The organism is Methanobrevibacter thaueri, assembly GCF_003111625.1.
Classification (GTDB): Archaea; Methanobacteriota; Methanobacteria; order Methanobacteriales; family Methanobacteriaceae; genus Methanocatella; species Methanocatella thaueri.
Window position 1 is genome coordinate 85823 of record NZ_MZGS01000024.1, and the last position, 19672, is coordinate 105494.

15 protein-coding genes are annotated in these 19672 nt (G+C 37.0%); 8 read left to right on the forward strand and 7 right to left on the reverse strand.

Annotated features, from left to right (window positions below):
- Window position 1: 1 nt before the first annotated feature.
- Window positions 2-1090: a 7,8-didemethyl-8-hydroxy-5-deazariboflavin synthase subunit CofG gene (gene cofG, locus MBBTH_RS07300; RefSeq protein WP_116592399.1), complete on the forward strand. Its 1089-nt coding sequence runs from the start codon at window positions 2-4 to the stop codon at window positions 1088-1090.
- On the opposite strand, the gene MBBTH_RS07305 is transcribed toward cofG, so the two are convergent.
- A complete protein-coding gene (locus tag MBBTH_RS07305) occupies window positions 1077-1805 on the reverse strand; it encodes a class I SAM-dependent methyltransferase (RefSeq protein ID WP_116592400.1) in 729 nt (242 codons plus the stop codon). The two genes, cofG and MBBTH_RS07305, sit on opposite strands and share 14 nt — an antisense overlap.
- A 182-nt stretch (window positions 1806-1987) precedes the next feature.
- Here MBBTH_RS07305 and psmB point away from each other — a divergent pair, with 182 nt between their 5' ends.
- From psmB to MBBTH_RS07330, 5 genes are all read left to right on the forward strand, one after another.
- Window positions 1988-2602 (forward strand): archaeal proteasome endopeptidase complex subunit beta, encoded by a 615-nt coding sequence (gene psmB / locus MBBTH_RS07310; protein ID WP_116592401.1) that lies wholly within the window; start codon window positions 1988-1990, stop codon window positions 2600-2602.
- A 130-nt stretch (window positions 2603-2732) separates the two neighbouring features.
- Window positions 2733-4646: a beta-CASP ribonuclease aCPSF1 gene (locus MBBTH_RS07315; protein WP_116592402.1), complete on the forward strand. Its 1914-nt coding sequence runs from the start codon at window positions 2733-2735 to the stop codon at window positions 4644-4646.
- Between the two features lie 90 nt (window positions 4647-4736).
- Window positions 4737-5756, forward strand: a complete 1020-nt coding sequence (purM, locus tag MBBTH_RS07320) for a phosphoribosylformylglycinamidine cyclo-ligase (protein ID WP_116592403.1) — start codon at window positions 4737-4739, stop codon at window positions 5754-5756.
- A 26-nt stretch (window positions 5757-5782) separates the two neighbouring features.
- Complete coding sequence (gene comC / locus MBBTH_RS07325; protein ID WP_116592404.1) at window positions 5783-6811, forward strand: L-sulfolactate dehydrogenase; 1029 nt, start codon at window positions 5783-5785, stop codon at window positions 6809-6811.
- A gap of 222 nt (window positions 6812-7033) precedes the next feature.
- Complete coding sequence (locus tag MBBTH_RS07330; protein WP_133241946.1) at window positions 7034-10429, forward strand: hypothetical protein; 3396 nt, start codon at window positions 7034-7036, stop codon at window positions 10427-10429.
- 42 nt (window positions 10430-10471) lie between these two features.
- Here MBBTH_RS07330 and MBBTH_RS07335 read toward each other — a convergent pair whose 3' ends face one another.
- From MBBTH_RS07335 to MBBTH_RS07355, 5 genes are read right to left on the reverse strand one after another with little or no spacing between them, the layout of a single operon-like run.
- On the reverse strand, window positions 10472-12256 hold the full coding sequence (locus tag MBBTH_RS07335; protein WP_116592406.1) for a DNA-directed DNA polymerase: 1785 nt from the start codon (window positions 12254-12256) through the stop codon (window positions 10472-10474).
- The gene (locus MBBTH_RS07340; RefSeq protein ID WP_116592407.1) at window positions 12257-13279 is read right to left on the reverse strand and encodes an AI-2E family transporter; all 1023 of its coding nucleotides are present in this window, start codon (window positions 13277-13279) and stop codon (window positions 12257-12259) included. It abuts the gene before it with no gap.
- 15 nt (window positions 13280-13294) lie between these two features.
- The gene (locus MBBTH_RS07345; protein ID WP_116592408.1) at window positions 13295-14092 is read right to left on the reverse strand and encodes a dihydroorotate dehydrogenase electron transfer subunit; all 798 of its coding nucleotides are present in this window, start codon (window positions 14090-14092) and stop codon (window positions 13295-13297) included.
- Window positions 14085-14990, reverse strand: a complete 906-nt coding sequence (locus MBBTH_RS07350) for a dihydroorotate dehydrogenase (RefSeq protein ID WP_116592409.1) — start codon at window positions 14988-14990, stop codon at window positions 14085-14087. The genes MBBTH_RS07345 and MBBTH_RS07350 overlap by 8 nt, the downstream gene beginning before the upstream one ends.
- 24 nt (window positions 14991-15014) lie before the next feature.
- Window positions 15015-15554, reverse strand: coding sequence for a coiled-coil domain-containing protein (locus MBBTH_RS07355; protein ID WP_116592410.1), 540 nt, complete (start codon window positions 15552-15554; stop codon window positions 15015-15017).
- A gap of 563 nt (window positions 15555-16117) precedes the next feature.
- Here MBBTH_RS07355 and MBBTH_RS07360 point away from each other — a divergent pair.
- Together MBBTH_RS07360 and MBBTH_RS07365 are read left to right on the forward strand one after the other, a co-directional pair.
- Window positions 16118-17269 (forward strand): NOP5/NOP56 family protein, encoded by a 1152-nt coding sequence (locus tag MBBTH_RS07360; protein ID WP_116592411.1) that lies wholly within the window; start codon window positions 16118-16120, stop codon window positions 17267-17269.
- A 2-nt stretch (window positions 17270-17271) separates the two neighbouring features.
- Window positions 17272-17913: a fibrillarin-like rRNA/tRNA 2'-O-methyltransferase gene (locus MBBTH_RS07365; protein WP_116592412.1), complete on the forward strand. Its 642-nt coding sequence runs from the start codon at window positions 17272-17274 to the stop codon at window positions 17911-17913.
- A gap of 33 nt (window positions 17914-17946) precedes the next feature.
- Here the strand turns inward: MBBTH_RS07365 and MBBTH_RS07370 are convergent, their stop codons facing one another.
- Entirely contained in the window at window positions 17947-19671 is a 1725-nt protein-coding gene (locus MBBTH_RS07370) for an MATE family efflux transporter (RefSeq protein WP_116592413.1), read from the reverse strand.
- Window position 19672 lies beyond the last annotated feature (1 nt).

A 19672-nucleotide genomic window follows, 5' to 3' on the forward strand; every position in this document is an offset into this window, starting at 1 on the left:
AATGACATCAAATTTAACCAAAGAGGATATTCTTGACATATTGAATGCAACAGACAGTGAAATAATAAAATACATGTCTGAAACCATTAAATATCAAGAGAATAAACTCATAACTTATTCTAAAAACGTATTCATACCATTGACTGAAATCTGCAGGAATGATTGCGGATATTGTAATTTCAAGAAAAATCCAGATGACCCCGAGGCAATTATTCTTAAAAGCAAAGAGGAAGTGTTGGAAACCTTAAAGGAGGCAGAACAATACGGATGCAAGGAAGCTTTATTTACTTTTGGTGAAGATGCCGATGAGGAAGAGGTCGTGCAGGCAAGGCTGGAAGAATTTGGCTATGAAACAATGGTTGATTATGTTGTTGACATCTGTCAGATGACATTGGATGAAACAACACTGATTCCCCACACCAACGGAGGAAATTACTCATATGATGATTTGAAAAAGCTCAAGGAAGTCAACGGATCAATGGGATTGATGCTTGAGAACTCATCCAAAAGACTGATGGAACTTCCGGCACACAAAAAGAGTCCTGGAAAAAATCCTGAAATAAGGATGGAAACAATTGAAAATGCGGGCAAGCTAAAAATTCCATACACAACAGGCATCTTAATTGGTATCGGGGAGACAAAAGAGGAAGTTGCCGACTCATTGCTTGCCATCCGTGACTTATACGATAAATATGACCATATTCAGGAAGTGATCATACAGAATTTCACACCGATTCCGGGCATTGAAATGGAAAACTGGCCGGAACCTAGTTTTCTGGACATGATAAGAACCGTGATAGCCGGAACACTATTGTTTGGAGACACCGACGTGAGCATCCAGGTTCCACCGAACCTCAACAATGAAACCGCTCAGATTTTCCTGTTGTGCGGTGCGGATGACTGGGGCGGCGTTTCACCGGTAAGTCCTGATTTCGTCAACATCACATCCCCATGGCCTGGAATTGACGAGCTTGAAAAATTAACCGTCGATGCGGGTTTTGAGCTTACCGAAAGATTGTGCGTCTATGAAAAATATGTCAACAGTGAATGGCTAAACGATAGTCTAATCGATCAAATCAGTAGATTCTAGCGTCAACGACAACATGCTCCACACCGGGAGCATACTTTTTTACCTTATTTATTTTTAACAATTCCACATCACGGCCATTAGCTTGAGAAATAATCCTCTCGATTGGCCTTGTTTCCATCAGTTTTTCCGGAACTGTCTCATGGTAATGTAGGATTCCGCCTTCATTCAGGCTATCTATTGCAACCTTCAGGTAGTGATGGGTTGTCTTGACATAGCCCATGATTATCCGGTCGGCCTTGAATTTAGGGGTTTCCACCTTGCAGTCACCCAGAATCGGAGTGATATTATCTAACTTGTTCAATTCAATGTTTTCACATAGGAAATGATATGAATTTGGATTGATTTCTATTGCAATCACCTCACTGGCATTTGAATGAACGCCTACAGGTATCGTGAAATAGCCAATGCCCGCAAACATGTCTATGACCGTCTCGCCATCCTCAACAAGCTTGGCAATTCTTAATCGCTCATTGTTGTTTCCCTTGGACCACATCACCTTGGACAGGTCCAGCTTGAACAGGCATCCGTTTTCCTTGTTGATTGTTTCGGTTTCGCTTCCATAAAGAATCTGATAAACTGGTTCTCTTTTGGTTCCTTGAATATGATCAATCTTCATTATGGTTTTAACGTTATGCATTTGGGACAGCTCCTCAAAGTCATTTCCCTGATAATTATTGTCCAGGATTAGGACATTTCCGATTTTTTTATATTTCATCAATTCACCTAAAAGAAAAACTTTATATATGCAAATAGCTAATATTAATATTGTTAGTTTATACTAATTATTGATTCTGATTTTAAATAAAATTAATCTTACAGATTAGTTTATATTTTGTTATATTGACCTATAAGTAGTTGAAATAAGATATTTTAAATACTTATACGAGGTGTATTTAAATGGATGATAAAATACTAGAAGGTACAACAACCGTTGGAATCACTTGTAAAGACGGAGTTGTATTCGCAAGCGAAAGAAGAGCTAGTATGGGAAACCTTGTAGCTCACAAAGTTGCTGAAAAAATATTTAAAATTGATGATCATATTGTAACAACCATAGCTGGTTCCGTTGGAGATGCTCAAAGCTTAATGAAAGTTATTGAAGCAGAAGTATCATTATACCAAATGAGAAACAATGATGCCATCAGCGTCAAAGCGGCAGCATCATTAACTGCAAACATCTTACGTTCAGGACCAATGTATGTGCAAACATTACTCGGCGGTATGGACGGGGACAAACCATCTCTCTACTCACTTGACCCAGCAGGTGGTATGATTGAAGACACTTATATCTCAACTGGATCAGGTTCTATCGTGGCTTACGGTGTTCTTGAAGACAGATTCAGAGATGACTTAACAACTGACGAAGGAATTGAAATAGCCATAAGAGCTATTAGGGCCGCTGCTGAACGTGACACATATTCCGGAAATGGATATTTGGTCGCTAAGGTAGATAAAGACGGCTTTGAAATGTTAGATAGTGAAAAAATTAATGAGATTCTTGATAAAATATAAGTAAGCTAATTTTTCATAACTAACTATTTTTTTATATAAAAAAGTGTACATAGTTTATGAAATTTTACTAATTATAGCTTAACGCTTTCATAAACTATTATACTACACTAACTTTTTTTGAAGGGATTATATGACTTCAGATATTTTAGAGGATATTAAAAAAGAGATTTTAAGTAAACTACCGGATGAAATTCAAGTTTCCAAAGTGGAATTTGAAGGACCGGAAGTGGTGGTTTACACTAAGAATCCGGAAATTATTACTGAAAATGGCGATCTTATAAGATCACTTGCAAAAGAACTTAGAAAAAGAATTATTATTAGATCTGACAAAAGTGCTTTACTTGAACCAGAGCCAACAATCAACAAAATTCATGAGATAGTTCCTGATGGGGCTGAAATTACCGATATCTACTTTGACACCGTTACCTGTGAAGTGGTAATTACCGCTAAAAAGCCAGGACTTGTTATTGGAAAATATGGTGTGACCTCAAGAAATATCGTTAAGAACACCGGATGGGCACCTAAAATCTTAAGGACCCCACCAATCAGTTCAGACATTATTGGAAAAATCAGAACTATTCAAAAGAACAGTAGCAAAGACAGGAAAAAATTGCTACAACGTCTCGGACGCCAAATCCACCAAGGAAGCAAATACCCTAACGATTGGGCTAGAGTAACTTCAATGGGAGGATTTAAGGAAGTTGGACGTTCATCAATGTTATTGCAAACACCTAACAGTCGCGTATTATTGGACTGTGGTGTTAACGTTGCTGCATCAGACAATAAAAATGCATTCCCTTACTTGAATGCACCTGAATTTTCAATTGAGGAATTGGATGCAGTCATCATATCTCACGCTCACTTAGATCACTGTGGATTTGTACCTTACCTGTTCCATTACGGATATGACGGACCGGTTTACTGTACAACCCCAACAAGAGACTTGACAACTCTCTTGCAATTCGATCATTTGGATATTGCCCACAGAGAAGGCAATCCACTTCCATTTACATCAAAGAATGTAAAACATCAAATTAAAAACACCATTACATTGGATTATGGTGAAGTGACAGACATCTCACCGGACATCAGGTTGACCCTACACAATGCGGGACACATCCTTGGTTCAGCAATTTCCCACATGCACATTGGGGATGGAGCTCACAACCTCGTCTACACCGGGGACTTCAAGTATGAACCATCAAGATTACTTGAACCTGCCACAATCCGTTTCCCTCGTGCTGAAACAGTGATTATGGAAAGTACCTACGGTGGAAGGGAAGACGTGCAGCCTTCCAGAAACAACGCTGAAAAGGAAATGATGAAAACCATTTACAAAACCCTTAAACGTGGCGGAAAAGTATTGGTACCTGTATTTGCCGTGGGAAGGGCACAGGAACTTATGGTTGTTCTTGAAGAGTACATGAGGCATGGAATGATAGAGGAAGTGCCAATCTACATTGACGGAATGATTTGGGAAGCGACAGCCATTCACACCGCAAGGCCTGAATACCTAAGCAAAGACTTAAGAGACCAAATATTCCACATGGGAAGGAACCCGTTCGTTTCAGACATGTTTGAAAAAGTTCAAAACAGAGACCAAAGGAAGGATATTGTCGAATCAAAACAGCCTGCAATCATTCTATCAACATCCGGTATGCTAACCGGTGGAAACTCTGTTGAATACTTCAAATGGTTATGTGAAGATGAAAGAAACACAATCATCTTTGTTGGATACCAATCAGAAGGATCCATGGGTAGAAGAGTTCAAAAAGGATGGAAGGAAATTCCTCTTGAAGATGACGACGGCAGAACCAGACAATTCTGTGTCAAAATGCAAGTCAAAACTATTAACGGTTTCAGTGGTCACTCCAACAGAAGACAATTAATGGAATATGTCAAAAGACTCAATCCTAGACCTGAAAAAGTTATCACTTGTCACGGAGACCCTTACAAGGCAGTCGATTTGGCCTCATCAATCCATAGGAGCTATAAGATTGAAACCAAAACTCCAATTAATTTAGATTGTGTGAGAATTCATTAAAAATTATATATAGTATATAAAACAAAATTAATAATATGAGATGTTGTAAACTTATTACAACATTAATTATTTTTTAAAATAGGTGTTATCATGGTTACTTATTCAGAATCCGGTGTTGATATTGATTTAGAAGCAGTTACAGTTTCTGCCTTAGCTGATAAACTTAAATCAACATTGGAATGTAGAGATATTATCACTGACAGTGGTCATTATGCGGCTTTAGTCAAATTAGGCGACAAAGCAATTGCAATGAGTACTGATGGTGTTGGAAGTAAAATTTTAATTGCTGAAATGATGAACAAATACGATACAGTCGGAATTGATTGTATTGCAATGGTTGTAAACGATATCCTATGTGTCGGTGCGGAACCTATCGCATTGGTCGATTACCTTGCCGTTGAAAAACCTGACCCTGAAAGGGCCGCTGAGATCGCCGAAGGATTGGTTGCAGGAGCTATCGAATCAAAAATTGCAATCATCGGTGGAGAAACTGCATCACTTCCTGGAATCATCAAGGATTTCGACCTTGCAGGAACCGGTATCGGATTTGTGGATATCGACAAGATCATTACAGGCGAAAACATCCAGCCTGGAAATGTCCTGATTGGTATCAACAGTAATGGAATTCATTCCAACGGATACAGTTTAGCCAGAAAAGCGTTGTTTGATGACGCAGGTTTCACTGTTGATGACAAGATGCCAAACGGCGAAACAACAATCGGTGAAGAATTGATTAGACCAACTGAATTATACGTTAAACCTATTGTAGCACTATTTGAAAAAAAATACAATATCAATGGACTTGCCCACATTACCGGCGGAGGATTCACCAATCTCAGACGCCTGAAAAAAGGCGTTGGATACGATATCACTGACCTTCCGGAAGTTCCAGAGATATTTAAACTTATTTATGAACAAAACGTCGACATCAAGGAAATGTATAAGGTATTTAATATGGGTGTCGGTTTTGTTGTTATCTGCGAGGAATCAGAAGCGGATAAAATCATGGGTACTTTAAGCGAATATTGTGACTGCCAAATCATCGGTAAAGTTACAGACGATGAAAAAATTACAGTCAAGGCGTTTGAAGGCTCTGAAATTGAATACTGATTTAATAACTAAGAGGGAGTGAAAATATGAAGATAATGAAAGATAAGGAAATGGCTCTTGTAAAAGAGATTTTAGCTAAGCTTGGAGCTAGCGAAGAAGATCAGGAATTAGTTGCGGAAGCTACAGTTGATGCTGATTTGAAAGGATTTACATCACACGGACTCGGAAGATTCCCACAATACCTCATTAGTATTAAAGCAGGTACAATTAACTTAGAAGATAACATTATTATTGAAAAGGAAACTCCTGCAATCGCATTGATTAACGGTAACAGCGGATTCGGACAGGCAGTATCATACAAAGCCATGCAAATCGCTATCAAAAAAGCCAAAGAAGTGGGTATTGCATGTGTTGGAGTCCATAACACCAACCACTTTGGAGTGACCGGATTTTATTCTGACTTGGCATTAAGAGAAAACTGCATCGGACTGGTCTTGGCAAACACCGACCCGGCCATAGCACCTTTAGGCGGTAAGGAGGCATTGATTGGAACAAATCCTCTTGCATTGGGAATTCCATCAGACTCATACATTACTGTTGACATGGCAACTTCCGTTACCGCTCGTGGAAAAATCATCGAATCCAAAAGAAAAGGACTTGATTTGCCTGACGGCTGGGCATTGGATGAAAACGGTAATCCTACCAATGACCCTGAAGCAGCTCTTAAAGGTTCAATCTTGCCATTTGGTGGATTTAAAGGTTATGCCTTATCCTTATTAATCGAAATCCTAACAGGACCATTAGTACAGGCAGGTTACGGTCATGGAGTGACAGGTACCGCATCACCTGATAAGGACTGTACAAAAGGGGACTTATATGTTGTAATCGACCCTTCCAAATTTGGTGACTTTGATGAGTTCAAGGCACACACCGAAGACTTCATCTCACAAGTGAGGGCTACCGGCGAAACCGTTGCAATTCCGGGAGACCTTGAAGTCAAAAGGATTGCTGAAGCAGAAGCCAATGGTGTCGCAATTGACGAAAAGTTATATGAACAATTAAAAGGAATCTGTGACGATTTAGACATTGACATAGGCTCCTACGTTGAAGAATAAATCTATTCTTCATCAATTCTTTTTTTTACAATTATCGATGACAATAAATTTCATATCGTGTTCAAATTCGAATAAATTAATTTAAAATAAATTTGAATTTAAAAACTGTAAATCACGAATGAACTTATATATTATGAAAATTAAAACTATTAATGTTATGAATATTTTAAAAAATATTTGTACACAAAATAAGATTTCTTAATAAAAGGAGGACAATAATTCATGAAATTTAAAAAATCGAATATTCTGTTAATAGTAATAGCGATATTTCTATTAATGAGCATCGGATCCGTCTGTGCTAGCGAGAATATCACCGATAATGGAGATATTGATATAGCAGATGATGGAACAAACGTTGTCCTCAGCGATACTGATGATAACGTAGCCGATGATTCAAATCAAGAAAAAACAAATACTACAATTGTAACTGAAAAAGAAAAATATGAATTTAAGCAAGATTCAAATAAGAATTTTTCAGTTTATGTTAAAGATAACAAAACAGACAATATCGATGTAAATAAAAGTGATTTAACAGTATCAAATGGAAATAAAAGTGTTTCCTTTGACTATGCCAGTTCAATCATTACAATTACAGAAGCATTGCCAGTTGGAAACTACAATTTAACAATCAACTACTTAGGTAACGAAATTTACTTCAATTCTACCAAAGTAATTGAAGTGGGCATATATGGAAACAACACAATTGAAACTGTAACAAGTGTTGTTTGCAATGGAAAAGATATTGAGATTCCAGTAACAATAAATAATGGATTAGAAAATATTACTAATTTAATTAAAGATAATTTTAATTTAACCTTAGTATACACTAATGAAACTGGAAATGTAAGTAACATGTCCATTACTGATTTCAATATCGAAAATGGAAAAATAAAATTCACTACAAATGTTGCATTCATTGCTGCAAATCTAACAATAGATTATGTCAATGCAACTGAACCAAAAACAGTTATTATTAAAATTAGTACTGAAGTACAAGCTAACGTTAGTAAAGACAAATTTGAATCCGAAGAAATTAAAAACATCAGTATCGAAATCATAGATGGTCAAGGAAATCTATTAAATATTAGTAAAAATGATTTAAAAGTCTTTGATAATGGAAACGAAATTACTAACTTTAAATATAACAATTCAAATATCACTCTTGACTTAGATGTGGGAGTGCACAATATTACTATTGTATACAAAGGTAATGTCACATACAATGAATCCAAAACTCAAGTTGTAATGAAAGTATATGGAAATCATACACTTGAAGTTCCGGAAGTTGTTGTAAGTAATGGAACTACTGTTGAAATTCCGATTAAATTAACTGACGGAGTTGATGATTTTACCAGTTTATTAAATTCATCAAACACCAATGTTACATTAAAATATAATGAAACTAATGTTACTGTAGATGTGGATTGGAATCCGGTTAAGGACACCCATAAATTTACTTTTGACCTTAACAGAATAGTTCCAACTACATTAGTGATCAACTACACTGATGAAAATGGAAAATCAATTATTAAAAATGTTGCAATAAAATTCAGCACTCAAGTTCAAATTATCCCTGAAACTGTAAATATTACTGAAGGGGAAAATGCAACATTCATCGTGACTGTTATTGGTGCAGATGGAAAGAGAATCAATATCACTAAAGAGAATTTGACTATTACAAAAAGTGTTGCAAATAATAAATTTAATGAAACCACTGGTAATTTAACATTAATAGGTTTAACAAGGGGCGTTTACGACTTAACAATTACATTCAAAGGTAATGACCTCAATAATACATCTAAAGCCAATGTTATAATTAATGTTCGTGGCGCACCTGAAATTATTACCAATGGAACTTCAATCAATGTCAATTCCACCAAAAAAGGTGAAATTCAAATTATTAATATCACCAATGGAGTGGACACACTTGATTTCACTAAAGATGATTTGAACCTTACAGTAACATATAAAGATGGAAACGAAACCAAAAACATTACAATTGAATGGAACCTTGTGAATGGAACTGTTGCATTTACTCTTGAAAATGCTAACTTCACCACTGCAAACTTAACTATTGCATACAATAAAACCACTATTAAGAACATTACCCTTAATAGAATCTATAACGTTATAATTGAAGCAGTGAACACAGTTAATGAATACCATGACGGCAACTTCACATTCAAAGTAACTGATGTGGATGATAGTACAACCTCATTAAAAGGTAAAACATTATCATTAACCTTTAAAGGAAACATTCAAACAGGTTTCTCAACAACAATTGATGAAAATAACATAGGTTCCTATAAAACAGCTAATTTATACGTTTTCGATCAAAGTGGTGGCGGATTAAGCATGAAACAACTTGAAGTTGGAAACTACACTGTTGAAATGAGTGTTTCAGGTGCTTTAAAAGCTACAAAATTAACAACAAACATTACTGTTAAAAAAGCTAATATTAAAATTGAAATCGCTCCATATAAAGAATACTATGGAAGTGACAAAAACATCACAATCACTGTAACCAACGCTAATAGTGGACTCGCAGTTCCAGGAATCATTCTTAGATTGGACATGCCACAAACCAGCGGTAAAACTTATTACCTTCAAACTAACTCAGATGGTGTAGGTAGGATATCCGCTAAAGGTTTAATTGGTGGAGACTATGATTTAACAGTAAGCAACAATGATACTAAAAATATGAATAATGCTTCTACAAAAACCACTGTAACTGTTATGAAAATCCCAGTGAAAATTGCTGCTTCAGGATTAACAGTTTATTACAACACAGGAGCTACCGCAACAATCAAAGTAACTAAAGACGGCAAACCTGTAAGTGGAATGTACTTGCTTGTAAGACTTTACACAACTTCAACCAAATACGATGATTACCTTTTCCAAACAAACAGCAAAGGACAAGTCTCATTTAGCGCTTCCTTAACTGTTGGAAAACATAAGATGATCATAAATTCTGCTGACAATAGATATGGAGCTAGTCAAGTAACCAAAACAATTACAGTCAAAAAAGCTAGTGCAAAAATCACTGCTAAAAAAGTAACCGATTACTACAAAGGTGCCAAATACTTCACTGTAAAATTGACTAACACTAAAAATAAGAAGCCAATCTATGCCGCTAAATTAAACATAAAAGTCTTTGTTTCCAAAAACAGATACTACAACTACAACGGTAACACAGGTGCTAACGGTGAAATCAGATTATCCTTAGAAACATTAAAACCTGGAACCTATAAGGTTGTCGTATCAGGTGCTGACTCAAAAGACTTCACAGCTAAAGAAGTTACATCAAAGATTGTTATTAAAAAAGCACCAGCTAAATTAACTCCTAAAAAATTAACCGCTAAAAAAGGAGCTAAAAAATACTTTAAAGTCACTGTTAAAAACAAGAAGACTAAAAAAGTAATCAAAGGAGTTAAAGTTAAAATCAAAGTATATACCGGTAAAAAAGCAAAAACTTTCACTGCTAAAACCAATGCAAAAGGTATTGCTAAAATTTTAACTAACAAATTAAAAGTTGGAAAACATAAAGTTGTTGTTGCATCCGCTGACAAGTATGTTACAGCTAAAAAAGCAAAATCAACTATTAAAATCACAAAATAAGAGAATTATATTCTCTTAACCTTTTCTTTTTTTTAAAAAAAATTATTCTTTCTTATACTTGGCGTAGAAACCATCTGTATCAGCATATATTGTATAGAAACCAAATTCTTCGGCTTTTTTTATTGATGACTTGATATACTGTCTTCCCCATGAGGTAATCGCCTTTGCACATTCGAATGAATACCATCTGAAACGTGGAAAACCATAGATACCATACATGGTATTTGCAAGTCTTTTGATTGCCTGCTGCTGTACATTCAATGCTATTTTTTCCTGAGGATCATCTGTCGCTTTCATCTCACGCTTGATTCTGAACCTTTCCTGCAGGATCTTATCAATAACAGACGGAATAAAACCCTGTGGTGATTTCTTGAACTTGATTCCGTGCTCCGGAGATATGTTGTAGTCCTCCTCATTTTCAACATCACCCAATGTCATCACATCAGGAGATATGTTCTTTGAAATGATGATGCTCGGATACAGGCTCCTGAAGTCGAATTGCACCAGGTTTTCGTGAAGTCCCTTTTCAGGTTCCCTAACGTAACCCCCTTCATTGTCTTCTGCTGATGCACGGTCTGCAAAGTTTGATCCCTGCTTATTCGGAACGACCTCCTCATCAAAGTAGGCCTGCTTTACTAAAAACCATTCTGCCTGTTGGCCTGTTGCCATACGTGAAACATCAAATAAAGGTTGACCTATTATACGTGTAAGTTCCAAGTTTAGCGGCAATGTCTGTTCCGCAATTTTTAAGGTTGACACCACATCATCCAAGGAATAATCAAAGAGATTGTCCAACTCTTCACCTCCGTTGTCCCAGAATTCAAATATTCTTTCTCCCGGAACATCGATTTTCTCCTCGCCAAAGAGCTCATAGTAAACCCTTTCCAATGTATATCTGTCAAGGGTCATGTACCTTCTCATGACAAGGTATAAGTCAACGTGAATCAATCCTTTAAATGATGCCGCATTGGCATATCCCCTTCGGATAAATTTGACATCAGATTCATCCATTCCAATATCCAAATCAACCCCCAATATCTTAGCACGGTCCTTGAGATATGGGAAGTCAAAGTTATCGGAGTTATATCCTACGATAATGTCCACATTATTCTCCTTGATTATGTTTACAAACTCCTCAATCATAGCCCTTTCAGATTCGACCTGATTTACGAAATCATCCCTGTCAGGAGAGTTTGTTTTTGTGGAGATTACCTGATTTATTCCGAAGTTGCTTGAAACCCCTATCATGATGATTTCATCCTCCTCTGAGTTGGGCATTCCATGAGGGTTTCTGACTTCAAGGTCAAAGCTCAATATTCTGAATTTTTGAGGATAGTCAGGCAACCTTTCAAGCGGCTGTGTTAATTTGATAATCTCTACGTCCTGTTTTGATGAATCCAAATCTAGAAATGAATCCAGCTTATCCCCAATTGCGGTAACTTCAGTCATAGGAATCACATCACGGTCCATCAGGTACCTTCTGTAGAATGGGATATCGAATTCCCTTATCTGGATGACTGATTCCAGATCCCTTAAGTCATCCCTTTTTTTGGCCAATTCCTGAGGATGCTTGAATGTGACCTTGATGAATTCCGATTCTATTTGGAAATCCTTCTTAATCACCCTTTCGATATTGACAACATCAATATTTTCCTCAATCTCAGCCATGCATTCCTCAACATCGTCGCTTACAACATACAGATATGGCTCGAAGGTGTCATCTATCAAAACTATGTTCTTATCGCCTTCCTTTGAAAACAATCTGATTACAGGCTTGTCTTCATAAGTTACATAATCTATATCCAGGATGACAACATTTCTCTGCATTTAATTATCCCCTATGAGGTATTCTTTTCTATAATTGTCCAAAACGGTATATGTTATTCCCAAAATCAAAGGACCTACAATGAATCCTACAATTCCATAAACAAGAGGACCTGATAAAAATCCTACCAACAGAATCAGCGGGTGTATATCAGCATAATGGCTTGATAGTGCCGGCCTTATGTACATGTCGATTGTGCTTAGGAAGAATCCAAAGAGTAAAACGATTATTGCCCTTGGATAGTTTCCAGACAGGATATCCATAAAGAACAATGCCCAGTAGATTGGCCATGGCCCGAATACAGGAATCAACTGCAGTATTCCGGTGAGCACACCCAAGAATATCCCATATGGATAGCCCAAAAGGGAATAGCCTATGGCCGCAAATATTCCGATTATGACTGATGTCAGGAAGTGTCCATAGAATATGCTTCTCAAAACGTCCTTGACTGACTCAACAGTCCTGTCAAAGAAGTCCTTGGAATCGTCAGGGACAAATGACTTTATGAACTCCAGGCACTTGTCTCCATCACGGACAAAGTAGAACACTGAACATACCAGTATGAACAGATCCAGTGTGACATTCATCAGGCTGCTTGCAAATTTGACCAGATAATTTAGAACATAGGTCCCTATTTCGCGAGCTGAAGAATAAATGGATGCAGAAATTGAATTTATGTCCAAACCACCAGGTATATACTGGGATAAGGATGAGATTGCCGCATTTACTCCCGCATCAGAATTAGTGGCTAAAAAACCAGTCAGTATGCCTGTGACTTCCATGACTATATAGGCGATTAAAAGTATCAACGGTATCAGAATGACTACCATTGCAAGTAAAATAGAAATTGAAGGGAATTTTAATTTTGATTGGATTTTACGTGCAACCGGGCGGACTCCATAAGCCAGTATTGCGCCCAAGATTATCATGTTCAAAACGGGAAAGACTATCATCAGTGAAACAACCAGCAAAAACAGTATCAGCAGCACTGGTGGAGTCAAATATTCCTTAATGTCAATTCCCATCTTAACAGTCCCCCATTAGTATTTAACGCCTGAAGCGTCTCTTCTGTATTTTGCAAATTCAGTGATCTGATTTATCTTGTCATTTTCAAAAACCGGACCTTCCACACAGATTCTCCATCCTTCGCTGTCGACACAACACTGACCACACACTCCCAGGGCACATTTCATGTATCTCTCAAGGGAATATTGGCCCGGTATTTCGGATGCTTCAAGAATCTCGAAGATTCCTTTCATCATTATCTCAGGTCCGCACACAAATGCATAATCGTAGGTCGCATCTTCAAGCAAATCCTCAAGGCAATTTGTTGCAAATCCTTCAAATCCAAAACTTCCATCATCTGTGCAAGGATAAACATTGACCCCAATATCCTTCAATGAATCCAAGAACAATAACTCATCCTTGGTTTGGGCGGCTGAAATGACGCTGACATCATTATCTTTAGCCAAATAGCTGGCAATGGCATTTACAGGGGCCATACCGACTCCACCACCTATTGCGATTATCCTTTTGCCCTTGAATGAGTTGTCGAAACCGTGACCGTAACTGCCCCTAACACCAATCTGGCTTCCAACTTCCAAATCGTGCAATTGTGATGTGAACTCCCCGATATTCTTAACGGTGATTGCCAGTTCATTGTCGTTAATCTGTGAAATGGACATCGGTTTTTCATTATTGAAGTTCCAAATCATCAGGAACTCACCTGGATTAGGACGTCCAAGCTTTTCAAAATCCCAATTGAACTTGAAGGTCTTAATGGTAGGAGTCTCCTCAATGATTTCAGTGATTTCAACTATTTTAGGTTCATTAATCATGTGCTATCCCCACCATTTCATCAATTGAGTTATAACCTTTCTCGGCCATGAACTTCTCCAATCCTTCATTGATCTTGGCGAATACATCTACTCCCTCATCCATGATTGCGGTACCAATCTGCACTGCGCGTGCACCTGCAAATATGAACTCCACAACATCCTCAAAGGTATATATTCCCCCAACACCAATCAATGGAATGTCCACCGCCTCGTAAACTGAATAAACGTTACGCACTGCAATCGGCTTTATGGCCCTTCCGCTCATTCCACCGAACTTGTTTGACAAAACAGGTTTTGCAACATCAATATTGATTTTCATGCCCGGACCTAAAGTGTTTATTAAGGACAGGCAATCCGCACCTGCGTCCTCACATGTCTTGGCTATTTCAGTAATGTCTGTGACATTAGGAGTCAATTTGGCTATAATCGGAACATCACTTGCATCAGCTGAAGCTGAGACAATGGTATGTGACAGGTCACAGCTTTGACCGATGGATGCCCCATAACCATCCATTGCATGAGGACAGGAGATGTTCAGCTCAATCATGTCGACATATTCCTGAACTTCCTCAACCAATTTGGAAAATTCATCAGGTGTTGCGCCATAGATTGAGGCGATTACCACATTGTCTTCCCTTTCAATTTTCTTCAGTTCCTCTTTGAAGTTTTCAACACCTGGATTTGAAAGGCCGATTGCATTGATTATGCCTCCTTCAACAGCCACTGTTGTCGGGTTGACATATCCAGGATGAGGATTAAGTGAAAATGATTTGGACACAACCCCTCCGGCACCGGATTTTAAAATCCAATTCATTGATGAGGCATTGCTTCCCATTATTCCCGCAGCCAACATCAATGGATTTTGAAATTCCACTCCGCAAATATTTGTTTTCAACATAATATCAACTTTGTAATTAATTATTTAATTAGTTTTTGTAAATTTATCAATAATCTCTTGATATTTTTCATTTTGCAATTTTAAACTGATTATATTGGTCTTGTTTGATTTTACTGTCTCTTCATTTGATTTTATCAAATTGGCAATTTGCTCATCCTGCTTTTGAATGATAGCGTCCTTTTGGGCAAGCAAATCCTCATATGTTTTAGAGATTTTTTTGAGCTGGACATCAAGATTCTCGGTATTCCTGCCTAACTGCTCCTTATAGTCATCAATCAGGGCCCTCAAGTACTTTACCTGGTCATGCTTGTCCTCGATGATGGCTTCCTTTTCCCTGATTTTTTCCTGCAAATCGTCAAGCTCATTGATTCTTGCCTTGTCATAATCGATTTTGGTGTCGAGCTTGTCCTCCAAATTCTTTTTCTCATATTTTAATTTGGTGGAATACAATTTCAGCTTGTTGATCTGCTCGTTTTTTTCCTGAAGCTCCATATTGAGCTCATCGATTTCTGCATTCTTAAGTTCCAACTCATATCTTAAATCATCCAAACTCTCTTTTGACATACAGTTAATAGTTTAAATTTCATGATAAAAATAGTTTAAAGATATCTTAAAAATTTTGTAAAAAAAAGTTTTTAAAGGAATAGAGCCAGAATCGAATGATTCCAACCCCATTAATTCAATATATTTCACATGTATTGATTAAATTAAATATATGCTAAAAATCATATATATAATTTCCTCTGATATAAATGCAGGAAGGACGCCACTAGAGAGAAAATACCAAAACTCGTTCCTTTGCATTCAACAACCAATTACCGCCCTAGAAATCATTCATTTAAAAATCATGATAATGATTTTGATGATTTCCAAAGTTAATTCTAAAATAATTTTCCAGTCTTTTTTCATCAAATCACATGTGAAATTAATTGAGATATTTTAAGTTTAAGTGGCTAAAACCTACAATATCTGTATTAAATAACGAAATATATGAATTAAACAGTTAAAAAATCTTAAATATTTATTTAAACATGTTAAATTGCGTTAAAATATAAAAATTGCATCAAATATGAAAATTTTTAAAATATTGAAAATGCTTATTAAAAATAAAATAGATAATTAACCTTATGGAATGCTATATTACTTATTGCGTTAAGGGATTTCTAGCCTTTAACAGTGAAAACGAATTGATTTCAGAAAAGTTATTTCCGGAAGATGAAATACTTAACAGATTGGCCGATATCGATGATAAAAAAATCGTGCCTGAAGAAACGGAAATAATCGATGAAGTTTCCAATGACTATGATGAAATCATTATCGAATCCAACAAAAGAAGGTCAGATTACGGCAATGAAAAAGTCAACATCAAAACTCCAAATCCTGCCGGAGAATATCTGAGAAGCAATTATGAGGAATTCGGATTGGACAGTGAGGAAATAACCGAAATCTACAGAAATCTGGCGATTTACAGAATCAAGAAGGAATCCTCCTCTGAAGACAAACACCTGATTCAGGCAATCAATACCATCGATGAGATTGATGAAAGCATTTCCAAACAAATTGAAAGAATCCGTGAATGGTATGCATTGTATTTCCCGGAAATGGAAGTCATCAGAAACAATGAGACCTACATCAGACTTATATCAGAAAACAAAAGCAAGGATGAAATCATAAAGGCAAAGCCTGAAGCATTCCCGGACGACATGATTGACTTGGAGGAAGACATAAATCCGAAAGACATAGAAATAATGAACAATTATGCAAATTCAATCTATGAGATGCAGCAGACAAGAAAGAATCTTGAGGAATATGTTGACTTTAAAATGCAGGACATAGCACCTAACTTGAGACTACTGGTCGGATCATCTCTTGGAGCCAAGCTGATTTCACATGCCGGAGGGCTTAAGAGGCTTGCTGTCTACCCATCAAGCACCGTCCAGATAATGGGAGCTGAAAAGGCACTGTTCAGACACCTGAAAAGTGGAGACCGTCCACCAAAATACGGTTTGATATATCAGCACCCACAGGTTCGCGGAGCAAAATGGTGGAACCGTGGAAAAATTGCCAGAATGCTTGCAGGAATGATATCACATGCCGCAAGACGAGATGTATTTACTAAGACATTCGATGAAAATGCCTTTGATGAATTTATCAAAAAAGCTGAAGAAATCGAAAAGAATAATCCTTTTCCAACCAAAACCACTAAAAAACGAAATGAAGAAAGGTCAAAAGGCAAAAACAAGAAGAGAAAAGGTAAAAAGAAAAGGAAGAGGAGATAATCATGAAAGTTTATTTTAAAGACGGGAACGTTGCAACCAAAAATTTGACTCCAGGAATATCAGTCTATGGAGAAGAATTGATCCAGGAAGATGTGGAATATAGAATCTGGAATCCTAGACGTTCAAAATTGGCTGCGGCACTCTTAAATGGATTGGAAAATCTGGACCTCCAGGAGACTTCAAAAGTCCTATACCTTGGTGCATCAACCGGAACAACAGTTTCACATATTTCAGACATTGTGATTGACGGAAGGGTTTATGCTGTCGAATTTTCACCAACCACAGCAAAAAAACTGGTTCAGCTTTCACGCCAGAGGCCTAACATCGCTCCGATTTTAGGAGATGCGACAAAACCTAAAGGATATCTGAACATCACTGAAAAGACAGACCTGGTATACTGCGATGTTGCCCAACCTACACAGACAGAACTTTTCATGAGAAACATGAATCTCTTTTCCACCGATGACGGCGTCGGCCTTTTAATGATTAAGGCCAGAAGCATTGACGTTGTTCAAAAGCCTAAAAAGATTTTCAAGGAACAAGAGAAAAAATTGAAAGAGAAAGGCTTTAAGATTATTGAAAAAGTGAAGCTGGAACCTTACGAAAAGGACCATATTGCACTACTAGTGGAGAAAAATTTTTAAAAAAAAATGGGAATTTGAAAAATCCCATTTATCCTAATTTTTGATAGTTATTACCGTACTGTTTAAACCTAAAACCCTTGAATAATCAATTTTATCCGCAATTTTATTTAAAACAGAAATATTGTCAAATTCAAGATGTTCATTTTCAACAACAGGATTGAATTCGACACCAGTGTCCTTAACGGAAATCAGAATGTTCTCCTCATTATCCCGAACGATAACATCTATTGTGTCAACGTTTTCATTGGTGTTGATGATGTTTACAAGCATTTCCTCAATGGCCAGACTCACTAAAGCCGCTGACTTGTTGCCGCTTAGGTAATCCTGAACATCATGGGCCAGATTAACCGCCTCTTCAACATCCCCGGAAATGGTATGCTCAAACACTTTATCATCATTGTGCTTATTGATGAAAAATCCTGCGTATTCACCATTGGTCTTTTTATTAATGTATCTTGAATAACCGAAGATGAACAGTATTGTCAGTGCCTCAGCTATTGCAAATGAAATCCAAATACCGTTTCCGCCGATTGCATAGGAAAGTATGAAAGCGGCAGAGATTGGCAAGACAAAACCTTCAAGCAATGAAATGATAGTGGATAACTGATTCTTTTGAATTGCCTGGGAATAAAACGTATATAGGAATGTGATTGCAGTTCCGACATAGCTTATTGCAAATATCCTTAATGCATTCAATACAACAGGAACATCAGCCGGATTTTTGACGCTATACAGGAACAATAACGCTTGAGGATAAACAATGAATAAAACGGATAGCGCCAAACTTGAAGCCAGAACAATCTTTAAAGATCTTTTCACGACATAATTAACGCCTGAATAGTCCTCCTCCTTAAAGTAAACGGACACTATTGGAGACATTGTCTGTGCAGTTCCAATCAGGAAAATGTACAATATGAATAAGCTGTTATAACAGATACCGAATGCAACAACACCTGATTTTCCGACATAAATACCAACCAAAAAGTTTATGACAAGCAATTTTAATGTTAAATACAATTGAGTTGATGCGGATGAAAATCCTGAAGTCGCAATTTTCTTAAAGAAATTGAAGAATGAATTCACTTTCAACTTAATGAATTCCAAAGTGCGTTCTTTCTTAAGGAAATAATATGAAATTAAAACGGATCCAACAATGTACCCTGTTGAGGTAGCCAATGCGGCACCTGAAAGTCCCATACCAAAAAACTTGATATAAATTACATCAAAACAGATATTGACAATGTTTGCAATCAATATTGCTCTGAAAGGCAATGCAGGAATACCGTCAGCCCTTATGAAATAAGACAAGCTCATCATATAACATAAGAAAGGCATTCCTATTATCAATGCTACGAAATAACTGCTGACATCCGCAGTCAATTCCGGCTGGGACATGCATAAGAAATGTGCAATATTGCCCGAAAACAACAATCCAAAGAGGGTAATCAATAATCCAATCGATACGAGTGAAATGATTGATACCGAAAAGTAGCCATTACTTTTTTCATCGTCAAATTCCGCTTTTGAAACTGAACAAAGTACACTGCCCCCCAATCCAATCATCCAGTAGATAAGATTGACAAAAGTGATTACCGGAGCGACAATCTGAATCGGTGCAAGATTGCTTGCACCAATCAAGAAACTTACCATCAGTCCATCTACAAACAGACAGATATTGCCCGCCATTGATGTGAATAATGTAGGGAAGAAAAATTCCCCAAATTTACTTCGCAATAATTTATAATTTCTCTCATACATC

Bases quoted from the DNA above. Each gene is read 5' to 3' on its own strand.
- cofG (WP_116592399.1), top strand. From the start codon at position 2: ATGACATCAAATTTAACCAAAGAGGATATTCTTGACATATTGAATGCA.
- MBBTH_RS07305 (WP_116592400.1), bottom strand. From the start codon at position 1,805: ATGAAATATAAAAAAATCGGAAATGTCCTAATCCTGGACAATAATTAT.
- psmB (WP_116592401.1), top strand. From the start codon at position 1,988: ATGGATGATAAAATACTAGAAGGTACAACAACCGTTGGAATCACTTGT.
- MBBTH_RS07315 (WP_116592402.1), top strand. From the start codon at position 2,733: ATGACTTCAGATATTTTAGAGGATATTAAAAAAGAGATTTTAAGTAAA.
- purM (WP_116592403.1), top strand. From the start codon at position 4,737: ATGGTTACTTATTCAGAATCCGGTGTTGATATTGATTTAGAAGCAGTT.
- comC (WP_116592404.1), top strand. From the start codon at position 5,783: ATGAAGATAATGAAAGATAAGGAAATGGCTCTTGTAAAAGAGATTTTA.
- MBBTH_RS07330 (WP_133241946.1), top strand. From the start codon at position 7,034: ATGAAATTTAAAAAATCGAATATTCTGTTAATAGTAATAGCGATATTT.
- MBBTH_RS07335 (WP_116592406.1), bottom strand. From the start codon at position 12,256: ATGCAGAGAAATGTTGTCATCCTGGATATAGATTATGTAACTTATGAA.
- MBBTH_RS07340 (WP_116592407.1), bottom strand. From the start codon at position 13,279: ATGGGAATTGACATTAAGGAATATTTGACTCCACCAGTGCTGCTGATA.
- MBBTH_RS07345 (WP_116592408.1), bottom strand. From the start codon at position 14,092: ATGATTAATGAACCTAAAATAGTTGAAATCACTGAAATCATTGAGGAG.
- MBBTH_RS07350 (WP_116592409.1), bottom strand. From the start codon at position 14,990: ATGTTGAAAACAAATATTTGCGGAGTGGAATTTCAAAATCCATTGATG.
- MBBTH_RS07355 (WP_116592410.1), bottom strand. From the start codon at position 15,554: ATGTCAAAAGAGAGTTTGGATGATTTAAGATATGAGTTGGAACTTAAG.
- MBBTH_RS07360 (WP_116592411.1), top strand. From the start codon at position 16,118: ATGGAATGCTATATTACTTATTGCGTTAAGGGATTTCTAGCCTTTAAC.
- MBBTH_RS07365 (WP_116592412.1), top strand. From the start codon at position 17,272: ATGAAAGTTTATTTTAAAGACGGGAACGTTGCAACCAAAAATTTGACT.
- MBBTH_RS07370 (WP_116592413.1), bottom strand. From the start codon at position 19,671: ATGTATGAGAGAAATTATAAATTATTGCGAAGTAAATTTGGGGAATTT.